Here is a 19544-nt window from a genome sequence, read left to right on the forward strand (position 1 = left end):
CGATAACGCTGCGTCTTGATGTGGCACCGGCTTTGCTGGTCAGTCTCTGTCGGTTTCCAGAGACGAAGCCGCAAAAGAAATCAGCAGGGAGCCTGACCGTTATGTCAGATGTGATTGCACTGGACCCCTACCGACCCTATCCGGACTGCTACGACGAGTTGGTGGATACCAACGGTGTGGCCCGGCCACAGGCACTCGCCGTGGCTCGATTCATTATGCAGAACGGTGCCGAGGAGTTGGCCCGGCGCCAGGCCGAGCTGGACCGGACCATTTCAGCCATGGGCGTGTCCTTTACGGTGTACTCCGACAGCCAGAACATTGACCGGGCCTGGCCGTTGGACGTGGTGCCGCGAACCATCGCGGCCTCCGACTGGCAGCGCACCAGCGATGGCCTCAAGCAGCGATTACAGGCGCTGAACCTGTTCATCAACGATCTCTACAACGACCAGAAAATCCTCAAGGACGGCATTGTCCCCAGTGAGTTGGTGCTGAAATCGAAAAATTTCCTTGCACCATGCCAGGGCTTCGAGCCGGCCTACGGCGTCTGGGCGAACATCTGCGGCACCGACCTGGTGCGCGACGGCGAGGGTAACTTCCTGGTTCTGGAGGACAACTTGCGGGTGCCGTCCGGCGTGTCCTACATGCTGGAGAACCGCACGGTCATGAAGCGGGTGTTTCCGGAACTGTTTGCGGAATCCACCATCGGGCCGGTGGACGATTACCCGGCCCAACTCTGGAACATGCTGGCCTCCCTGTCGCCCCAGGACGCAGAGACACCGCGCGTCGTGGTGCTAACGCCCGGAATCTACAACTCCGCCTACTTCGAGCACAGCTTCCTGGCCCAGCAGATGGGTTGCCCGCTGGCGGAGAACAACGACCTCTATGTGGATGACGATGTCGTCTATCTGCGCACCCTGCACGGGCCGCAGCGTGTGGACGTCATCTACCGGCGCATCGACGACACCTTTATCGACCCGCAGGTGTTCCGCAAGGATTCCGCGCTGGGCATTCCCGGACTGATCGGCGCCTGGAGAGCGGGCAACGTGGCGATCGCCAATGCGCCCGGCTCGGGCGTGGCGGATGATAAGGTGGTCTACGCCTTCGTGCCCGAAATCATCCGCTACTACCTGAAACAGGACCCGCTGATCGACAACGTGCCCACCTACCTGTGCATGGACGACAAGGAGCGCGATCACGTCCTGGCCAACCTGGACAAACTGGTGGTGAAGCCGGCCAACGAGTCCGGTGGCTACGGCATCCTGATCGGGCCGCGGGCCACCGACGAGGAGCGGGCCCAGTGTGCGGCCGCGATCCGCGAGAACCCGCGCAACTTCATTGCCCAGCCCACGCTCAACCTGTCCACGGCGCCGACCCTCTGCGACGGCCTGCTGGAGCCCCGCCATCTCGACCTGCGTCCGTTCATCCTGCAGGGCGAGTCGCTGTACTGCACCAATGGCGGTCTGAGCCGCGTCGCGCTGCGTCGGGGATCCCTGGTGGTGAACTCCTCCCAGGGCGGCGGCAGCAAAGACACCTGGATCATCAATCACGGGAGCTGAGCCATGCTGGCACGTGTAGCCGAAAACGTTTACTGGATGGGGCGCTACCTGGAGCGAATGGACGACACGGCGCGCCTGATCAACGCCACCACCCACATGCTGATCGACTCCCACGAGGACACCCGCTTCAGCTGGCCGGTCCTGATCGATGTGCTGGGTGAAGACGCGAAGGGCTTTATACAGGAGGGCAGCTCCAGCGAGCTGGGCGTCATGCATTATCTGATTGTGGCGGAAGACAGCACCGCCTCCATCCGTCACGCCTGCTCCCAGGTCCGGACCAACGCCCGCTGCGTGCGAGAGGTGATCCCCCGGGAATTCTGGGAAGAAATCAATTCCCTGCACCTGTTCGTGCAGTCCGAATGCAAGCTGGCGTCCAACCGTGCCAAGCGCTACAACCTGATGGCCGAAGTGATCCGTCGCTGCCAGGCGGTGATTGGCGTGATGGACGGCACCATGCTGCGGGACGACACCTACGGACTGTTCAACATCGGCCGCCACCTGGAGCGGGCGGATATGACCACCCGCATCATGGACGTGCTGATCCTGCAGCAACTGGCGCCCGCCGCCGGACGCCAGACCCGGCGCCAATTCGAGTGGAGCTCGCTGCTGAACGCCATGGGGGCGGTGGAGTCCTACCGTCGTTACTACACTGAGGAGCCGGGCGAGACCGACGTGACCGACTTCCTGCTCACCTACGGCCCGTTCCCGCGCTCGGTGGCTTCCTGCCTGGAGAAGATTGAACGGTCCGCCCGATGGCTGCCCCGGTCGGAAAGTGTCCTAAAAACTATTGGAAATATCCGGAACGCGCTAGACTCTGAACCGCTGCATTCACTTAACACGCTGGGCATGCACAAGCTGATTGACGACGTCCAGGCGGGTCTGATTGACCTGCACGGCGCACTGATGTCGGAGTCGCTGCAAGCGCCCGCGGCCTGAACAGGGTTCTGACAAGGTTCACCATGACGCGATTCGACGTGCCACTGTCTCTGGACGCCCTGAGGCAGACTTACCGGTGCCCGTCCGAGACCGCGGATGAATGGCTGCCCCGTGCCGACGCACCGGGCTGGAACCAGGTGCTGGGTTGGATGATGGAGCAGGGTGGGGACGTGCTCGCGGCGCTGTCCTCCGACCTGCAGCATCAGCTGCGTGAACACGGCGCCACGTTCGACCCCCAGCACCAGCAGAACCGGACCCTGGACCTGATTCCCTGGCTGTTCGACCCGGCCGAGTGGGACCCCATCGAAGCGGGGCTGGTCCAGCGACGACAGCTGCTGTCGCTCGTTCTTCGGGATCTCTACGGGCCGCAGACCCTGCTTCGCGACGGCATCCTGCCGCCGGAACTGATCTTACGTAATGCCAGTTTCCTGCTGCCCTGCCACGGTCTGGTTCCCGAGGATATGGACTGGCTGGTGATGCTGGGCTGCGACCTGGGGCGTGATGCCAGCGGCCGCATGACGGTCTATGCCGACGGTTCCCAGGCGCCCGGGGGCATGGGCTACGTGCTGGAGAACCGGGTGGCCATCAATCAGGTGGTGCCGGAGCTGGCCCAGCGATTCGACAAGCGCCATCTGGCGAGTTTCTTCAAGGATCTCCAGAAGGCGCTGGTGCCGCAGATTCCCTACGCCAGCGAACCGCTGATTGGCCTGATGACGCGCCACTACCGGGATGGCCAGTATTTCGAACACGCCTTCCTGGCCAACTACCTGGACCTGGCCCTGGTCCACGGCGCCGACCTGATGTTCCGTGAAGGCCGCATCTGGCTGAAAACCCTGAGCGGACTGCAACCGGTCGATGCCCTGATGCGCTATATGCCGGACAACCTGTCCGATCCGCTGGAGCTGGAAGGGGACATCGCCGGCACGCCGGGGTTGCTGCAGACCATTCGCCAGGGCAACCTGGTGTGCTGCAATCCGCCGGGCGCGGGATTGATCGACAGCGGCGCACTGCTCCCGTTCATGGAAGACCTGTGCCAGCACCTGCTGGGGGAATCCCTGATTCTGCCGGCGGTGGAGGCCTACTGGTGTGGCGATCCGGTCCAGCAGCAGGTGGTTCTGGACGAACTCATCGACATGGTCGTTCACGATCTGGAAAAGCCCGGCAATTTGATCAGCTACGCCAACGCCAGTCGCCGGGAACGGGAAAAGCTGGCGGAGCGGATCAAGACCGATCCCACGCGTTTTGTGGCGCGACGTATCCTGCCGCTGAGTACCCTGCCGGTCTGGCAAAAGCACGAAGTGCAGTCCCGCAGTGTCGCCTTGCGCGCTTTTGCCCTGCGCCAGGGGAGTGACGACAAGGTGCTGCCCGGCGGCCTGGCGCGCTGCCACGAACAGCCACTGCAGCTGCAGTTGGGGCTGTCCACCCGCTTCATGGCCAAGGACGTATGGCTGGCAAGCCCCGACGACAGCGCGGTGAGTCTGCTGCACAGCACACTGACCAGCGTGCGCCTGTCGCGTAAAACCGGGTTGCTGCCCAGTCGTGTGGCGGATCACCTGTTCTGGCTGGGCCGCTACAGCGAACGGCTCAACCTGGCCTGCCGGGCCATGCGCGCAGCGCTGCCGCTGATCTCGACGCTGGCCCGGGACGAGCAGGTGCAGACCCTGACGCCGCTGGTGGAATTTGCCTGCACCATCAACGGCGGCGTGTTCATGCCCACCGACAACGTGGACGAGCTGACCCACCAACTCACCAGCCTGTTCCTGTACGACCGTAAGGACGGCCTGCTGGCGGTGTTGCAGGCGCTGATCATGAACGCCCAGTCGGTCCGTGAATTCTTTAGTGAGGACACCTGGTACGTCCTGGAACGACTGCAGAATGCCCTGAACCAGTTCCCGGCGCGCGGCTCGGTATCCCGCATGGACCGGGCCCTGGACGAAATCATCCTGCTGCAGTCCGCCATCTATGGCCTGAACAACGAAACCATGAGCCGCACCCAGACGTTGCGGTTCATGGACATCGGCCAGCACATCGAGCGCGCCCAGCAGACCACCGCGCTGCTGCACAAGGTGTTCGTCAAATACCCGCAGCCGCCGGCCGCCTTGATGGAAGCGGTGTTGCGCATGGCCGATACACTGATGACCTATCGCCGGCGCTACCGGACCGAGCTGCACCCGGTGGCCATCATCGATTTGCTGTTGCTGGATGAGAGCACGCCGCGTTCGGTGGGTTACCAGTGTGGGCGGCTGAAGCGGCAGGTAAGCCTGCTACCGGAACGGGACTCGACCCTCACCGGTCTCAACGCCGAGCAGCGTCTGATGGTGGAACTGGTGTCCGTACTGCAACTGGTGGACCTGGAAGCCCTGGTCAGCGAAACCGGGGAACCGTCGCCGCAGCTGGACGAACTGCTGGTGCGCATCAACAATCTGCTCAGCAAGTTGTCGGAAGCCATCACGCTGGCCTACTTCAACCACGCGGACATTCCGCGACCGATCGACGACGTGTGAGACCGATGAAATACAGGATCTCCCATCTGACGCGCTACACCTACGAGCAGGACATCGCCAACAGCTACAACCGCGGTTGCCTGCTGCCCCGCGGCCTGCTTTACCAGAAGGTGGAGTCCAGCCGGCTGACGGTCACGCCGACGCCGAGCAGCCTCTACAACCACCCGGACTTCTTCGGCAACCTCTATACGTTCTTTCATGTGAATTCGCTCCATAAAGAAATGGAGGTTAACGTCACCAGTCAGGTGGAGGTGATGCCGAGAGGTTTGGAAGAGGCGCCCGCGCGTTCTCTACCCTGGGAAGAGGCGATTCGTCGCCTGGACGTGGAGACCGGTCGTCAGGCCCTGCAGGCTCGGTTGCTGCAGGTGGGCTCGCGAATGGCACCGATTGATCCGCTCATCGCCGAATTCGCCCGGGATATCTTCAGCCCCGGACTGCCGTTGCTCGAAGGGGCCCGGCAGCTGACGCACCGCATTTTCAGCGAGTTTACCTACGACCCGGGCTTCACCACACTGGCCACGCCGGTGGATGACGTGCTCAAGGCACGCCGGGGCGTCTGCCAGGATTTCGCTCACCTGGCGATCAGCGCCCTGCGCTCCCTCGGTTTTCCGGCGTGCTACGTCAGCGGCTATCTGGAAACCATTCCCCCGCCGGGCCAGCCGCGACTGGTCGGGGCGGATGCCTCCCACGCCTGGTTCAGCGTGTACGATCCCTCGTTGGGGTGGGTGGATTTTGATCCCACCAACGACCTGATGCCGGATGAACGGCACGTCACCGTCGCGTTCGGTCGGGATTATGCCGACGTGGTGCCACTTAAAGGACTGATGAGCGGCGGCGGTCGCCACGATCTGACCGTCGAAGTGGACGTGATGCCGCTTGATGAGCGGACCTCGAAGTCCGCAAATGCCTAAATCCCGCCGGCTTCCTGAAAAGGCCTCCGAAAAGGGGTAGACGCGGGCCGTTCATATCGAAAGAATGGGGGCCTTGCTGACCGCTGCTCGGAGTCTCCGATCCATGACCATTTCCGACGATACCCTCTTCACCAGCGCCGCCGAGCTGGGCGATCTGTTGCGCCAGAAGGGCCAGATGATCGCCACTGCGGAGAGTTGCACCGGGGGCTGGGTGGCCAAGGTCCTGACCGACCGGGCCGGGAGTTCGGATTATGTCCACAGCGGCCTGGTGACCTATTCCAACGATGCCAAACGGGGCCTCTTGGGCGTGAGCGAAACAGCGCTGGAGGAATACGGGGCGGTCAGCGAGCCGGTCGTCCGGGAAATGGTGGCCGGGGCGCTGGCGGCGACCGGTGCCGATGTGGCCGTCGCCATCAGCGGCGTCGCCGGGCCGGGAGGCGGTTCGGAAGACAAGCCCGTTGGAACGGTCTGGTTCGCCTGGGGCCGATCGGCCGCCGACACCCAGTGCGTGGTGCAGTATTTTGACGGAGACCGCGATGCGGTGCGGCGTCAGGCGGTGCAGTTTGTCCTTGAAGGCGTCCATCGGTTCCTGGCCGAAACCTAGTTGAAAACACGACACTTGGACGCCGGGACCTGTTGTGTTTTAATACTGTTCAAATATACAGTCTGGGCCCTGTATAACAGGTTCCCAGACCGGACGTTTCCGATCATGCCGTGCGGCGGCACAGAAAGATGAGGTTTTCGCAGCGATGGAAGACAACCGTAAGAAGGCGTTGAGCGCGGCTCTGAGCCAGATCGAGCGCCAGTTCGGCAAAGGCGCGGTCATGAAGATGGGCGATCAGCCCCGTGAGGCCATTCCCGCGGTATCCACCGGTTCCCTGGGGCTGGATGTTGCCCTGGGCATTGGTGGCCTGCCGTACGGGCGGATCGTCGAGATCTACGGTCCGGAAAGCTCCGGTAAGACCACGCTGACCCTGCAGGTGATCGCTGAAGCCCAGAAGGCCGGCAAGACCTGTGCCTTCGTTGACGCCGAGCACGCGCTGGATCCGGTCTACGCCGAGAAGCTGGGCGTTAACGTTGACGACCTGCTGGTGTCCCAGCCGGACACCGGTGAGCAGGCGCTGGAAATCGCTGACATGCTGGTGCGCTCCAACGCCATCGACGTCATCATCGTCGACTCCGTGGCGGCCCTGACGCCCAAGGCGGAAATCGAAGGCGAGATGGGGGATTCCCACGTCGGCCTGCAGGCCCGCCTGATGTCCCAGGCGCTGCGTAAGCTGACCGGTAACGTCAAGCACGCCAACTGCCTGATGGTCTTCATCAACCAGATCCGGATGAAGATCGGCGTCATGTTCGGCAGCCCGGAAACCACCACCGGTGGTAACGCGCTGAAGTTCTATTCTTCCGTTCGCCTGGACATCCGTCGCATCGGCGCCGTGAAGGAAGGCGACGAAGTGGTCGGTAACGAAACCCGCGTGAAGGTGGTCAAGAACAAGGTCTCCCCGCCGTTCAAGCAGGCCGAGTTCCAGATCATGTACGGCAAGGGCATCTACCACATGGCCGAGGTCGTGGACCTGGGCGTGAAGGAAGGCTTCGTCGACAAGTCCGGTGCCTGGTACAGCTACAACGGCGACAAGATCGGCCAGGGTAAGGCGAACGCCTGTAAATTCCTGGAAGAAAACCTGGATATGGCCCACGAGATTGAAGCCAAGATCCGTGAAAAACTGATGCCGAAGCCGACTCCGAAAGATAAGGAAGCACCGGCGGCCGCCGAGGCGGAGAAGAGCGGCGAACTGCTCTGAAACCGGAACTCACTGGCGCTCTGAACAACACCCCGCCGGGTTAACCGGCGGGGTGTTTTTGTATGGGGAAGGGGATCAGCTGTTGGATGAGCTGATTGTCTCGGCATCCAGCCACTGCGGGCCGGCGACCCGATTGCGGCCCTTGCCCTTGGCCAGGTAAAGCCGCTCGTCGGCAAACGCCAGCAGGTCTTCCAGGGTACTGCCGTCCGGGCCGATTTCGGCGACGCCCAGGCTCATGGTCTGGGAGATCGTCGTGCCGTCATAAACCAGTGGGCGTTCAGCAACGGTGGTCCGTAGCTCCTCGGCCACGGTCATGGCCTGCTTGATGTGAGTGTCCGGCAGGAGAATGGCGAATTCCTCGCCGCCAAACCGGCAGGCCAGATCGCTCAGTCGCAGGCGTTTGCGAATCAGGCGCGCCACGTGCACCAGCACCCGATCCCCCATCTCGTGGCCGTAGCGGTCGTTGACGCTCTTGAAGAAATCCAGGTCCAGCAGGATCAGCGACAGCGGGGTAAGCTCGCGCTGGGCCCGGTGGGTTTCCTTCTCGAAGACTTCCTCGAACATGACCCGATTGGCCAGACCCGTCAGGAAATCGGTTCGGGCCAGCCGCAGCAGCTTGTTTTCGGACCGCTCCCGGCTGACCTCGTACACATGGGAAAACGTCAGGATGCACAGCGTCAGGATGCCCATGTTCAGCAAGGGAATGGGCTTCATATAGATCGGTGAGTCATGGAACTTGAACAGGAAAATGGCTGTGGCGACGCCGGTGAAAAACAACGAAATCGCCAGCCCCAGCTTTCTCCCGTGCAGCAGGTGCGACAGGATCGGTACGAGCAGGATCCAGCCAAACACGGACACCGTCGAACGCGGCACGTACAGCGCAAACATCATTGCACTGAAGAAGGGCAGGCTGTAGGCCAGCAGCCATCGGTCCAGATGTCGGGTCCGGCGAACGGCCCACATCAGGAACACCGAATAGGTGGCCATTACGATTTCCACCATCGCCAATGGCCCATTGCCGGCGCGAATGTTCAATGTGGCAAACACAATGCCCGCTATCAGCGTGATCCACAGCAAGGCCATCAGCACCGCTTTGCGATGCGGTTGTGCGTGCTCCCGAGAAGGGAGATCGGTAGCGTCAATCATGGTAGGAGACCGTCCTTGTCTGCCGGTCAAGTCAATCGGGAAGCCGGACAGGGCTCCAGTGTAGCCAAAATAATGCGCAAAACTGTAAAAGATCGTGATATGTCAAGCGCCCGAAACGCGGCTGTCCTGAGCATGGTCGGTGTTTCATTCGACCCTTGTCCGATTCGCCCGGGACCGGCACAGTGAACGTGACATCCTGATCGGAGAACCGTCGTTCCATGAAGCAACTGTTGATCGTGGCCCATGCGCCGTCACCCAATACCGAGACGTTGCGTCAGGCCGTGGCGCGGGGTGCCGGTCATCCGGACGTTGAGGGTGTGAATGTGCGCGTCATGGCGCCACTGGATGCCGGTCCCGAGGATGTTCTGGCCTGCGACGCCATCATCCTCGGGACCACGGAAAACCTCGGCTACATGAGTGGGGCGCTCAAGGACTTCTTCGATCGCAGCTACTATCCCTGCCTTGAGAAAACCCAGGGGCTGCCGTTTGCCTTCTACATTCGGGCCGGCCACGACGGGACCGGAACCCGCCGGGCGATCGAGTCGATCACCACCGGTTTACGCTGGCGGATCGTGCATGATCCCGTGCTTTGCCGGGGCGAGTACGATCCGGCCTTTGAGACGCAGTGCGAGGAATTGGGGCTCTATCTGGCGGCTGGACTGGACGCGGGGATGTTTTAATAACGCCGGCGGTGACGACGGGCGGAAAGTCGCCGATTAACTGGCCAGGCGGTTGTAGAAACCCTCGATTCGCGACAGGGCGTTGTCCACGGCCCGGGAGTAGCCGCGCCGGTCATGGCAGTAGCTGAACTGGATGCTCAGCCGATAGCCGGTGCGGAAGGGGTAGCTGCTGACGATCCGCGCGGCCACGCGGGACTCGGTGATGTACTTGCCGGAAAAATCCAGCAGCAGTCGGCTGCCGGGCGGTACCGGACGCGGTGACAGAACGGCCATGCCGTAGCGGTTGATGTCCAGGCACTGGACGTCGGTCCGGGCTTTCTGCCGGCCAAAGAAGCCCCGTTCCGTCAGGCGCACCTTCAGGCACTGGGCTTCGTAACGATCCTTGATGCGGCGGTCTCCAGAGTCTGTTCCCATAACACCGGTTTCCACGTTTTTGTCGTTGTCATTGTGATATCACGGGATAGTCAGTGTAGAACCCGGGCCCGCGGCTGGAAAACGGACAACCTGGCATCTGTGACAAAGGTCTCAAAAGTGACCTGGGCGTCACGACTGATCAGGCGGAGGTGTTCAGGCGCTCGCCACGACGGTCTTCGGCGTTGGTGGGCCGTGCGGTGCGGGCATCAAGCAGGGACGGTCGTCGGCGGCCGCTTCGGCGCTTGCGGCGATCCGGCCCGTCAAACGTCTCCTGGCGACGCCGGCGGTCAGGCCGGGTGCGACGATCGAGCGGGCGGTTCTGTGGTGTCGGGGCAATGTTCTGGGCGTCGGGCGTGCGCTGTTGATGCTCCGTCTTTCGGCGATCCAGCGCAGTCAGTCCGTAGGGGTTGGAACGCGATATCTCCATGGGCCGTAACCTCAAGATATTGTCGAGAGTCATTTTACGGTTTGTCGGCCGAATCGTGCAAAACTTGAACACATTTTGCCCTGGAGGCCTGCAAGTGAGGACAGCGCGCCCTTCTCCTTCTACAATGCTTTGAATCAATCTTTTGGGCGGTATCGGCATCAGCCCCGCAACGCCGCCTTGCACCATTTCCCCCGACACAGGACGGCACCTTGAAGTCTCTGCCACTGAACCAGCTCTACAACAACTGCGACACCCGCAATTTCAGCTTCAAGACCACGCGCCAGCTCGAACCGCTCGAAGAGATCGTGGGCCAGAACCGAGCCCAGGAAGCGGTGCGCTTTGCCCTGGCCATGCCGCACGGCGGCTACAACGTCTACGCCGTGGGCCGCAACGGTCTGGGTAAGCGAACTATGATGCTGCGCTATCTGGAGCACCATGCGAACAAGGAATACCAGAGCTACGACTGGTGTTACGTGGCCAACTTCGACGATCCGCGTTCGCCCCGGGTTTTGCGTTTACCGGCGGGCGAGGGCCAGAACCTCAAGCAGGACATGGATCGCCTGATGCTGCGCCTGACCAAGCTGATTCCGCAGACGTTTGAGGGGGACAGTTTCCTGGAGCGGGCGGAGAAGCTGAAGAACGATTACGGTAACCTCCAGGAGCAGGAGCTCGACAAGGTGGCGCGCCAGGCCAAGCGCAAGAAGGTCAGCCTGAGCGTCAGCACGCCGGGCGGCTACCGGTTGATCGCCATGAACGGCGACGAGCCCCACACCCAGGAAAGCTTTGCCGCCCTGACCGAAGCCCAGCGCCAGGGGTTCGAGGACGCCATCAACAAGCTGGAGAAGAAGCTGCGCGCGGCCCTGCGCAAGGTGGCCGACCTGGAGCAGGATTACACCGACAAGCAGCAGGCGCTGAACGAGGAAACGCTGGAGAGCATTACCGGGCACCAGCTGGATGAACTCGTCGCCAAGTACAAGGCGTTGCCGGAGATCGTCGATTACCTGGAATCGGTCCGTAAGGACCTGGCGGACAACCTGGACATCTTCCTGGAAGACAGCGAAGAGCAGGCGGCGATGGCCTATGCCTCGCTGGATCGCAAGATGCCGCGGCGCTACCAGATCAACCTGATGGTGCATCACAAGGCGCAAAAGGTGCCGGTGATTGTCGAGGACAATCCCACCTACCACAGCCTGTTCGGCTATGTGGAGAACGTCACCTTCAAGGGCACCGTGTTCACCGATTTCTCCCTGATCCGGCCGGGCAGCCTGCACAAGGCGAACGGCGGCTACCTGCTGATGGACGCCATCAAGGTGCTGGAGCAACCGTTTGTGTGGGATGGCCTCAAGCGTGCCCTGCGCTCGAAATCACTGCAGATCAATTCCCTGGAACGCGAGCTCACCCTGTCCGGTACCATTTCCCTGGAGCCGGAAGCGATTCCGCTGAACGTGAAGATCGTCCTGTTCGGCGACCGGGAAACCTGGATGCTGCTGCAGGAATACGATCCCGAGTTTTCCGAGCTGTTCCGCATCGCCGCCGACTTCGAGAACGAGATGCACCGCAACGCGGACAGCGAGCAGCAGTACGCCAAGTTCATTGCCAGCGTGGTGGTTGAGAAGAAGCTGCTGCACTGCGACCGCAAGGCCGTGGGGCGGGTCATCGAATACAGCTCACGCATCGCCGATCACCAGCAGCGACTGTCCCTGCACGCAGCGGATATCGCCAACCTGCTGCGGGAATCCGATTTCTGGGCCCGGGATGCCGGCGCCCGAATGATCCAGGCCACCCATGTGGAGCAGGCCCTGGCCAGCGCCCGCTATCGCAGCAGCCGGATCCGCGATCAGTATTTCGACTCCATCCGCGACGGCACCACCCTGGTGTCCACCGAAGGGGAGCGGGTGGGGCAGGTGAATGCCCTGTCGGTGCTGTCGGCCGGTGGCTTTGAGTTCGGGATGCCCAATCGCATCACCGCCACCTGTTACTACGGTGACGGGGATATCATCGACATCGAGCGGGACGTGAAGCTGGGTGGCAACCTGCATTCCAAGGGCGTGATGATCCTCACCTCCTGGCTGGCCTCCCGCTTTGCGGTGACCGACCCCATGAGCCTGTCGGCCAGCCTGACCTTCGAGCAGAACTACGGCGAAGTCGACGGCGACAGCGCGTCGGTGGCCGAGCTGTGCGCACTCGTGTCGTCACTATCCGGCATTCCGATCCGCCAGGATCTGGCGATCACCGGTTCGCTGAACCAGTTCGGTGAGGTCCAGCCCATTGGTGGTGCCAACGAAAAGATCGAGGGTTTCTTCGAAACCTGCCGCATCAAGGGGCTTTCCGGTTCGCAGGGCGTCATCCTGCCGGCCACCAATGTCCAGAATCTGATGTTGGACAGCGACATCCTCCAGGCGGTGCGCCAGCGCAAATTTGCGATCTATGCCGTGGAAACGGCGGAGGAGGCCATTTCGCTGCTGCTGGGCAAAACCGCCGGCAAGCCCAGCGCCAAGGGTCGTTATCCGGCCAATACCGTGTTTGGTGTCATCCAGAAGCGACTGGACTCGATGCGTGAGCACGAGCGCCAGGAGTCATCGAGCGAGCGGCGCCAGAGCCACGACGGCCATCATACGCCCCACGTTGGACATTCCGGGCAGGCCTGAGGAGCAAGGCCGTCAGACGGCGGCCGCGGTGATCCGTCGAAAGGTCAGGTTGAAGCGGTCGCCGCCTGAACGCCGGGTCTTGGGAAGCTGGTGCTGGTAATCGGCCTGCAGTCCCGGCGGCATGACCAGCAGGCTGTTGTGAGGCAGGTCGATGCTGGTGAACAGCCGCCGGTCGCCGGTGCGGCGAAACTGGAAGCGGCGCTCTTCACCCAGCGTGAGTGACGCGATGAGCGGATCGGGCCCCAACTCCGGCTCGTTATCGCTGTGCCAGCCCATGCTGTCGCGCCCGTGACGGTACCAGTTGCACAACACGCTGTTGAAGGCGTCTCCGCCCAGGGCGCAGACGCGCTCCCGAACCGGCTGCAGGACTGGCGGCCACGGCTCGGGTGTCATATCGTGACCAGAATAGCGGTAGGCGGCGCCCGGATCCCCCAGCCAGCATTGCAGTCGCGGCGACCAGTGCCACTGACCGAACAGCTGCAGGCGCGCCTGATACCAAGGCAGCTCAGCCGGCAACCGCGTCAGCAGTTCATCGGCCAGTGACGTCGGCAGAGCGTTGTGAATCAGCCGCAGCTGGAACGGCGGAAGATCGAAAAAAGCTTCGTTTTCAACAGCAAAGGCCATACAAAATCCGGGACGATTAACGACATTCAGGTCAGGAAAGGCTATGGTTATACGATACAGGATCAAACCGCTGCTGGTCGTGTTGCTGTGGTGGCTGGCGGCATCGGCTCACGCTGGAGAGTCGGTGGCACTCAAGGGGCCGCTCGAGCAGGGCAGTCTCGTATATGGCAGCGTCGCCCCGGGAAGCCGCGTCTGGCTTAATGACACGCCGATACGCGTGACCCGAGACGGGCGCTTTGTCATCGGGTTTGCCCGCGAGGCCAGGCTCCAGCAAACGCTCAGGGTGGTGCTGCCGGACGGACAGGAGGTGAGCCGGCCGCTGACGCTGGCCAAGCGCCAGTATCGGATACAGCGGGTCAACGGCGTGCCCCAGGGCACCGTGACGCCGTCCCCGTCGAAGTTGGGGCGGATTCGCAGCGAAGCGTCCTCGGTGCGCAAGGCCCGGCAGACGGATTCGGATCGGGAGGATTTTCTGGGCCCGTTCATCTGGCCGGCCTCCGGTCCGATCAGCGGCGTCTACGGGAGCCAGCGGGTCTATAACGGCAAGCCGCGCAATCCCCACTTCGGGGTGGATGTTGCGGCACCGGCGGGCGCAGCTGTCATCGCGCCGGCAGGCGGCACAGTGACCCTGGCCGCTCCGGATCTGTTCTACTCCGGCGGTACGGTGATCATCGATCACGGCTATGGCGTCAGCTCCACGTTCCTGCACATGCGCCGGCTGGATGTGACGGTGGGGCAGAAGGTTCGCCAGGGCGACAAGATTGGTGAGGTCGGTAGCTCCGGGCGAGCGACCGGGCCTCATCTGGACTGGCGCATGAACTGGTACGACGTCCGCGTCGACCCGGTGACAGTAGCGCCGGCGCTGGTCGACGGGCATACTCCCCCGGTGACGCAATTGAGCCGGACGGAGTAGTCAGGCGGGGCATTGGGAACGTTCAGAACAACGATACGGGATAAAGGTGGATCAATGAGCGAGAATACTGAGACGGTTTTTGTAGTCGAAGATGACGAAGCGGTACGTGACTCCCTCGAACTGTTGCTGAAATCCTCCAGTAAGGAGGTTCGCACCTTCCCGACTGCCAACGCGTTCCTCGAAAGCTACTCCGACGATATGGCCGGCTGCATCGTGCTGGATATCCGCATGCCGGGTATGGACGGCATGGAACTGCAGCGCCGCCTGAACGAGAAGAACTCGATTCTGCCGATCATCTTTGTCACCGGGCACGGGGACGTCCCCATGGCGGTGGACGCCATGAAGCAGGGCGCCGTGGATTTCATCCAGAAGCCCTACCGCGAGGAGGAACTGCTCAAGAAGATTGAGCAGGCCCTGGAGCAGGACCGCGAACAGCGCAAGACCCTGGGACAGAAGCAGGAGATCATGCGCCGCATCAACATGCTGACCCCGCGTGAGACCGAAATCATGGATCGCATGATTGCCGGTCAGGCCAACAAGGTCATCGCCATCGAGCTGGACATCAGTCAGCGTACCGTGGAAATCCACCGCTCGCGCGTGATGCACAAGATGGGCACCCACTCACTGGCGCATCTCGTCCGCATGGTAATGTCCGTAAAGGACCGTATCGACGCTTCCTGAATCGCGAGCCAAGATGGTCGTCCATTCTGAGTCGGCACGGACTTTATGACTGAAACTGCCAGCGAACGCGACGAGGCCACGATCCTGCTGGTCGATGACAACGCGCAGAACCTGAAAGTGCTCTACGAGACACTCAAGGATCGCGGTTATCGGCTGTTGATCGCCAATGAAGGCGAAAAGGCCCTGGCTCTCGCGGAGCGTCACCAGCCCGAGGTTATCCTGCTGGACATCATGATGCCGGGTATGGACGGCTATGACGTCTGTCAGCGGCTCAAGGAAAACCCGGATACGGCCGATGGCGCGGTGGTCTTCCTGTCCGCCCTGGATGATGTGGACGCCAAGGTGAAAGGTTTTTCGCTGGGCGGTGCCGACTACATCTCCAAGCCGTTCCAGGCTCAGGAAGTCATTGCCCGTGTGGCCACCCATGCCCGTGTCATCCAGCTGGAACGTCAGCTCCAGGCCCGCAATCGCCAGCTGGAAAGCGACCAGACCCGAATTCTCAATGCCATCAGCGAGGGCATCTACGGCCTGACCACCGAAGGCGAAATCATCTTCGCCAACCCGGCGGCCGGAGCGATGCTGGGACTGGAGCCTGAGGAGCTGGTGGGCCAGAACTTCTTCCGCCTGCACTTCGGAACCCAGGACGCCGACAGCGATGACCTGCCGGTGCTGGCCACCTGTCGTAACGGCGTCGCCGAACACCAGCGTGACGTCGCCATGTACCGTCCCGATGGCACATCGTTTCCGGTCGAGTATCGCTCGAGTCCCAAACTGGAAGACGATCAGGTGCTGGGCGCGGTGGTGGTGTTTCGAGATATATCCGCCGAACTCGAGAACGAGCGGGCGCTGGACGAGGCCCGGGAGACGGTGGATATCCAGCGCGACCAGTTGGCCCACGCGTCACGACTGTCCACCATGGGCGAGATGGCGGCGGGCTTTGCCCACGAAGTAAACCAGCCGTTGACGGCCATTTCCAACTACGTGCGGGTGTCCGATCGCCTGTTGTCCGCCGATGAGCTGGACCGTGAGCTGCTCGGCCAGACCCTGCACAAGATTGAAGCCCAGGCGCACCGGGCCAGCGAAGTGATCCGTCGTATCCGCAGCTTCGTCAAGAAGCCCGCATCCGGCAAGGAAGTCATCCAGTTGGACTGTTTGCTGGAGGAGACCCGCCAGTTCGCCGAAGTCGACGCCCGTACCAACCAGGTGGCCGTTGAGCTGGATGTGGACGACTCGGTGCCTGCGGTACTGGCGGACCCGATCCAGGTCCAGCAGGTGGCTCTCAACCTGATCCGCAATGCGCTGGAGGCGACCCGTTCAGCCGGTGGCGAAGAACCGGTGCGTGTGACGGCGGCTATCATCGACGGCCAGTTCGTGCGTGTCGAGGTCACTGACCGCGGCGTCGGCCTGCCGGAAGATGCTGAGGAAAAGCTGTTCCATCCGTTTTTCACCACCAAGCAGGAAGGTATGGGGATTGGCCTGGCCCTGTGTCGCAGCCTGATCCAGGCACAGAATGGTGAGATCGGCTTTGAGCGGCCGGAAGAGGGTGGTGCAAAGTTTTACTTCACGTTGCCGGTAGCCCCGGTCACGGCTGAGCAGCCGGAAGAGGCGGTTGAATAAGCGGATCGACCGGTCGTCGGTTCCAATCAATATGGGGCGCCTGGCGGCGCCTCAGAAGCTGAAGCATCTGCTACAGGCTCGAGTTAACCCCACAATGTCGTATCGTAGGTTGGGCTGACGCAGGAAGCCCAACAAGTAGATTTTGCGGCCAATCACATCCCATCGAATGGTCGGCCAATCCGGTTTTCGAGAACCCACGCTCCAAGCGTATCCGCGATAATGGGAACGTCCGGTGCCCGCTTATCGTTGGGCTTCGTGCGTCAGTCCAGACTGCAGTCCAAGTTAATCGCACAATGTAGCCGACGCTTCAGCTTCGGAGCAGCCTGCAGGGCTGCCTTTTACTTCCAGATCACCTCACCCGTCAGATGCGGCGCATCCCCTTTCTCGTTCAACAGCTGGTAAGCCCAGCGGTCTTTCTTCTCGTCCCAGTTCAACTGCGCTTTGCCGGGCAGGAACAGGGGTTTCTTGAAGCTGGCGGACACCGTGACCGGACCCTCCTGCCAGGCCGGCTGCTGTTCCAGTAGCGCAATGCAGTGCGCCTTGCTCCACATCCCGTGCGCGATGGCCCGGGGAAAGCCAAACGCCTTGGCGGTCAGCGCGTGCATGTGGATCGGGTTCAGGTCGCCGGAGAGTCGCCCGTAGCGTCGTCCCAGAGACTCGCCGACGGTGATCAGTGCCGAATGGGGCAGGCGTTCAGGCGCCGGTGGCGGCCCCTTGTGGCTACCGCCGCTGCTCTTGTCGGGCTGGCGAAACAGGTTGGTGCTGGTCTCCTCCCAGATCAGACGGCCCGCACTGCGCGCTTCGGTGACCAGATCAAACTCGATGCCCTTGTCCGTGTCGGTCTGGTTGTCCAGGCGCACGTGAATGTCCAGGCACTCACCGTAGGCAATCGGCCGGTGTTGGGTGATGCAGTTGCGCAGGTGCACCAGGCCCAGCAGGGGCAGCGGAAAGGCCTCTTCCGTGAGCAGCTTGAGGTGCAGCGGAAACGCCAGGATGTGCGGCCAGGTCATCGGCATGCGTGAGCTGCTGCGATAGCCGCAGACGTCGGCATAGCGGCCCGCGCGTACCGGATCCGTGGTCACGCCCAGCAATTCGGCCTGCAGGGGCGGGATCGTCGGTGAGCGAGCCCCCGAACCGCGGGATGTCAGGGCTTTGCCATAGAGCGACCAGAGGGCCGGGGGGCGGTTCTTATAGGAAATCACGTCCTGCATCTTGACTGACCTCATCCGAGTATCACTGGCATCTTGTGATGATGTGGATTGTATCTATTATGAGTCATATTGGGCCATCACGTTGCCGCCGCCTCTGGGGGCGGAGTGGCCGTTGTGGCGACAGGGTCTCCGCCGGACAATAGGCGGCTGAGGGCCAGTCGCTACTGCAATGGCTCAAAATCTGGTACAACTGTCCATAGTCCAGGGGGTTGGCTCAGGCCCTGAGTGCCGGTAGTGTCGCAAACCGGCTGCACACGGGCATTGACTCGCCAGTCACATTCAGGAGGCGAGCTGGCCAACGCGGTAGCACCACAAGGAGCAGAGCAATAGCTCCCAAAACAATAAGCGGGATCATATGCAGGAACTTCGTGACGCAGGTGTGATGTTGCGCCTGATTTATCAGGCTATGAAGCAGAAGGGTGTGGATACCGATGAGATTTTCAAGCGCCTCGGCGTCGACGAAGATTATCTGAATTCCGCCCATCTCCGGACGCCTCACAATGCCCAGCTTTTTTTCTGGCAGATTGTGGAGGAGGTGTCCGGTGATCCCGATGTCGGCCTTCATCTGGGCCAGGCACTGCCCACCTACAAGGGACAGGTTCTCGAGTACCTCTTTCTCAGTAGCCCCACCTTTGGCGAGGGGCTGCGGCGGGCACTGAACTACCAGCGGCTGCTCTCTGACGCCGCCAACACCGAATTCTTTATCGACGGTGACCAGGCCTGCATGGTGCTGGATGCCGCGTCCGATGAAGTCCGCCGTCTGAAGCACTTCAACGAGTGCTTCGTGCAGGGGTTGGTGACCTTCTTCAAGTCGATCACCGATGACCGGTTCAAATGCTCGAAGGTTGAGTTCGAGCACGAGCGGGAAGAACGGCAGGACCACGTCGCCGAGGTGCTCGGCTGCGAGGTGGTGTTCGGCGCCGAGGAAAACCGCATGTATTTCCCGGCCAGCCTGCTGGCGCACCCATCTTCCCACGCCGAACCGGAGTTGCTGGCGCTGCACGAGCGCTTTGCCAGCGAACAGGTGGCCCGACTGGAGAAGAAGGACATTGTGGGGCAGGTGGAGCGCATTGTGGCCGAGCTGCTGGACAGTGGTGAAGTCACGCTGGACTCGGTGGCCGAGCGCCTCGACATCAAGCCGCGCACATTGCGCACGCGCCTGACCGAGGCGGAAACCAGCTTCAACCAGGTCCTGGCCGATTTCCGCTACCGCCTGGCGCGTCAGTTGCTGGCCACCACCGACGAGTCCATCGACGAGATCGTGTACCTCACCGGCTTTTCCGAGCCGAGTACGTTCTATCGTGCTTTCAAGCGCTGGTCTGGCATGACCCCCATCGAGTACCGCAAGGCGGCTCAGGGACGCGAGGTCCATCTGGACGTCGTTGGCTAGTGGGTTGGCTAAAAAACAGCCAGGAAACAGGCGGTTTTGGAGACTCTGAAAGTTTTTTATGAAAAATCGTTGACATGTCAGGGG

General features: G+C 61.9%; 17 protein-coding genes. 12 read left to right on the top strand and 5 right to left on the bottom strand.

What is annotated here, in order from left to right:
* The first annotated feature begins 101 nt into the window (after nucleotides 1-101).
* The 6 genes from JL474_RS00425 to recA all read left to right on the top strand — a co-directional run bounded on the left by JL474_RS00425 (nucleotide 102) and on the right by recA (nucleotide 7709).
* Complete coding sequence (locus tag JL474_RS00425) at nucleotides 102-1556, top strand: circularly permuted type 2 ATP-grasp protein (protein ID WP_203140549.1); 1455 nt, start codon at nucleotides 102-104, stop codon at nucleotides 1554-1556.
* 3 nt (nucleotides 1557-1559) lie between these two features.
* Nucleotides 1560-2492, top strand: a complete 933-nt coding sequence (locus JL474_RS00430) for an alpha-E domain-containing protein (RefSeq protein ID WP_203140550.1) — start codon at nucleotides 1560-1562, stop codon at nucleotides 2490-2492.
* Nucleotides 2493-2515: 23 nt separating this feature from the next.
* Nucleotides 2516-4996: a circularly permuted type 2 ATP-grasp protein gene (locus tag JL474_RS00435; RefSeq protein WP_203140551.1), complete on the top strand. Its 2481-nt coding sequence runs from the start codon at nucleotides 2516-2518 to the stop codon at nucleotides 4994-4996.
* 5 nt (nucleotides 4997-5001) lie between these two features.
* On the top strand, nucleotides 5002-5907 hold the full coding sequence (locus tag JL474_RS00440) for a transglutaminase family protein (protein ID WP_203140552.1): 906 nt from the start codon (nucleotides 5002-5004) through the stop codon (nucleotides 5905-5907).
* Between the two features lie 103 nt (nucleotides 5908-6010).
* On the top strand, nucleotides 6011-6511 hold the full coding sequence (gene pncC, locus JL474_RS00445; RefSeq protein WP_203140553.1) for a nicotinamide-nucleotide amidase: 501 nt from the start codon (nucleotides 6011-6013) through the stop codon (nucleotides 6509-6511).
* A 145-nt stretch (nucleotides 6512-6656) separates the two neighbouring features.
* Nucleotides 6657-7709 (top strand): recombinase RecA, encoded by a 1053-nt coding sequence (gene recA, locus JL474_RS00450; protein ID WP_203140554.1) that lies wholly within the window; start codon nucleotides 6657-6659, stop codon nucleotides 7707-7709.
* 75 nt (nucleotides 7710-7784) lie between these two features.
* On the opposite strand, the gene JL474_RS00455 is transcribed toward recA, so the two are convergent.
* Complete coding sequence (locus JL474_RS00455; RefSeq protein WP_203140555.1) at nucleotides 7785-8855, bottom strand: GGDEF domain-containing protein; 1071 nt, start codon at nucleotides 8853-8855, stop codon at nucleotides 7785-7787.
* Nucleotides 8856-9073: 218 nt separating this feature from the next.
* Here JL474_RS00455 and JL474_RS00460 point away from each other — a divergent pair, with 218 nt between their 5' ends.
* Nucleotides 9074-9535, top strand: coding sequence for a flavodoxin family protein (locus JL474_RS00460; protein WP_203140556.1), 462 nt, complete (start codon nucleotides 9074-9076; stop codon nucleotides 9533-9535).
* A gap of 36 nt (nucleotides 9536-9571) precedes the next feature.
* Here the strand turns inward: JL474_RS00460 and JL474_RS00465 are convergent, their stop codons facing one another.
* Nucleotides 9572-9949: a PilZ domain-containing protein gene (locus JL474_RS00465; RefSeq protein WP_123634271.1), complete on the bottom strand. Its 378-nt coding sequence runs from the start codon at nucleotides 9947-9949 to the stop codon at nucleotides 9572-9574.
* 139 nt (nucleotides 9950-10088) lie between these two features.
* Nucleotides 10089-10376, bottom strand: coding sequence for a hypothetical protein (locus JL474_RS00470; protein WP_123634270.1), 288 nt, complete (start codon nucleotides 10374-10376; stop codon nucleotides 10089-10091).
* Nucleotides 10377-10585: 209 nt separating this feature from the next.
* Here JL474_RS00470 and JL474_RS00475 point away from each other — a divergent pair, with 209 nt between their 5' ends.
* On the top strand, nucleotides 10586-13024 hold the full coding sequence (locus JL474_RS00475) for a Lon protease family protein (RefSeq protein WP_203140557.1): 2439 nt from the start codon (nucleotides 10586-10588) through the stop codon (nucleotides 13022-13024).
* 12 nt (nucleotides 13025-13036) lie between these two features.
* Here JL474_RS00475 and JL474_RS00480 read toward each other — a convergent pair whose 3' ends face one another.
* A complete protein-coding gene (locus JL474_RS00480; protein WP_203140558.1) occupies nucleotides 13037-13648 on the bottom strand; it encodes an alpha-ketoglutarate-dependent dioxygenase AlkB family protein in 612 nt (203 codons plus the stop codon).
* 43 nt (nucleotides 13649-13691) lie between these two features.
* On the opposite strand from JL474_RS00480, the gene JL474_RS00485 reads away from it, so the two are divergent.
* Genes JL474_RS00485 through JL474_RS00495 form a run of 3 tightly spaced genes read left to right on the top strand, consistent with a single transcriptional unit; the run spans nucleotide 13692 to nucleotide 16859 of the window.
* Nucleotides 13692-14561 carry a M23 family metallopeptidase gene (locus JL474_RS00485; protein ID WP_203140559.1) on the top strand — a complete coding sequence of 290 codons (870 nt, stop codon included), beginning with the start codon at nucleotides 13692-13694 and terminating at the stop codon, nucleotides 14559-14561.
* A gap of 54 nt (nucleotides 14562-14615) precedes the next feature.
* Nucleotides 14616-15242, top strand: coding sequence for a response regulator FixJ (gene fixJ, locus JL474_RS00490; RefSeq protein WP_203140560.1), 627 nt, complete (start codon nucleotides 14616-14618; stop codon nucleotides 15240-15242).
* A 45-nt stretch (nucleotides 15243-15287) separates the two neighbouring features.
* Nucleotides 15288-16859 (top strand): ATP-binding response regulator, encoded by a 1572-nt coding sequence (locus tag JL474_RS00495; protein WP_203140561.1) that lies wholly within the window; start codon nucleotides 15288-15290, stop codon nucleotides 16857-16859.
* A gap of 338 nt (nucleotides 16860-17197) precedes the next feature.
* On the opposite strand, the gene JL474_RS00500 is transcribed toward JL474_RS00495, so the two are convergent.
* Nucleotides 17198-18085: a MaoC family dehydratase gene (locus tag JL474_RS00500; protein WP_236011950.1), complete on the bottom strand. Its 888-nt coding sequence runs from the start codon at nucleotides 18083-18085 to the stop codon at nucleotides 17198-17200.
* A 340-nt stretch (nucleotides 18086-18425) separates the two neighbouring features.
* On the opposite strand from JL474_RS00500, the gene JL474_RS00505 reads away from it, so the two are divergent.
* Nucleotides 18426-19460, top strand: coding sequence for an AraC family transcriptional regulator (locus JL474_RS00505; protein ID WP_123634264.1), 1035 nt, complete (start codon nucleotides 18426-18428; stop codon nucleotides 19458-19460).
* The last annotated feature ends 84 nt before the right edge of the window (nucleotides 19461-19544 follow it).

This window comes from Marinobacter mangrovi (assembly GCF_016798325.1).
Taxonomy (GTDB): Bacteria; Pseudomonadota; Gammaproteobacteria; order Pseudomonadales; family Oleiphilaceae; genus Marinobacter_A; species Marinobacter_A mangrovi.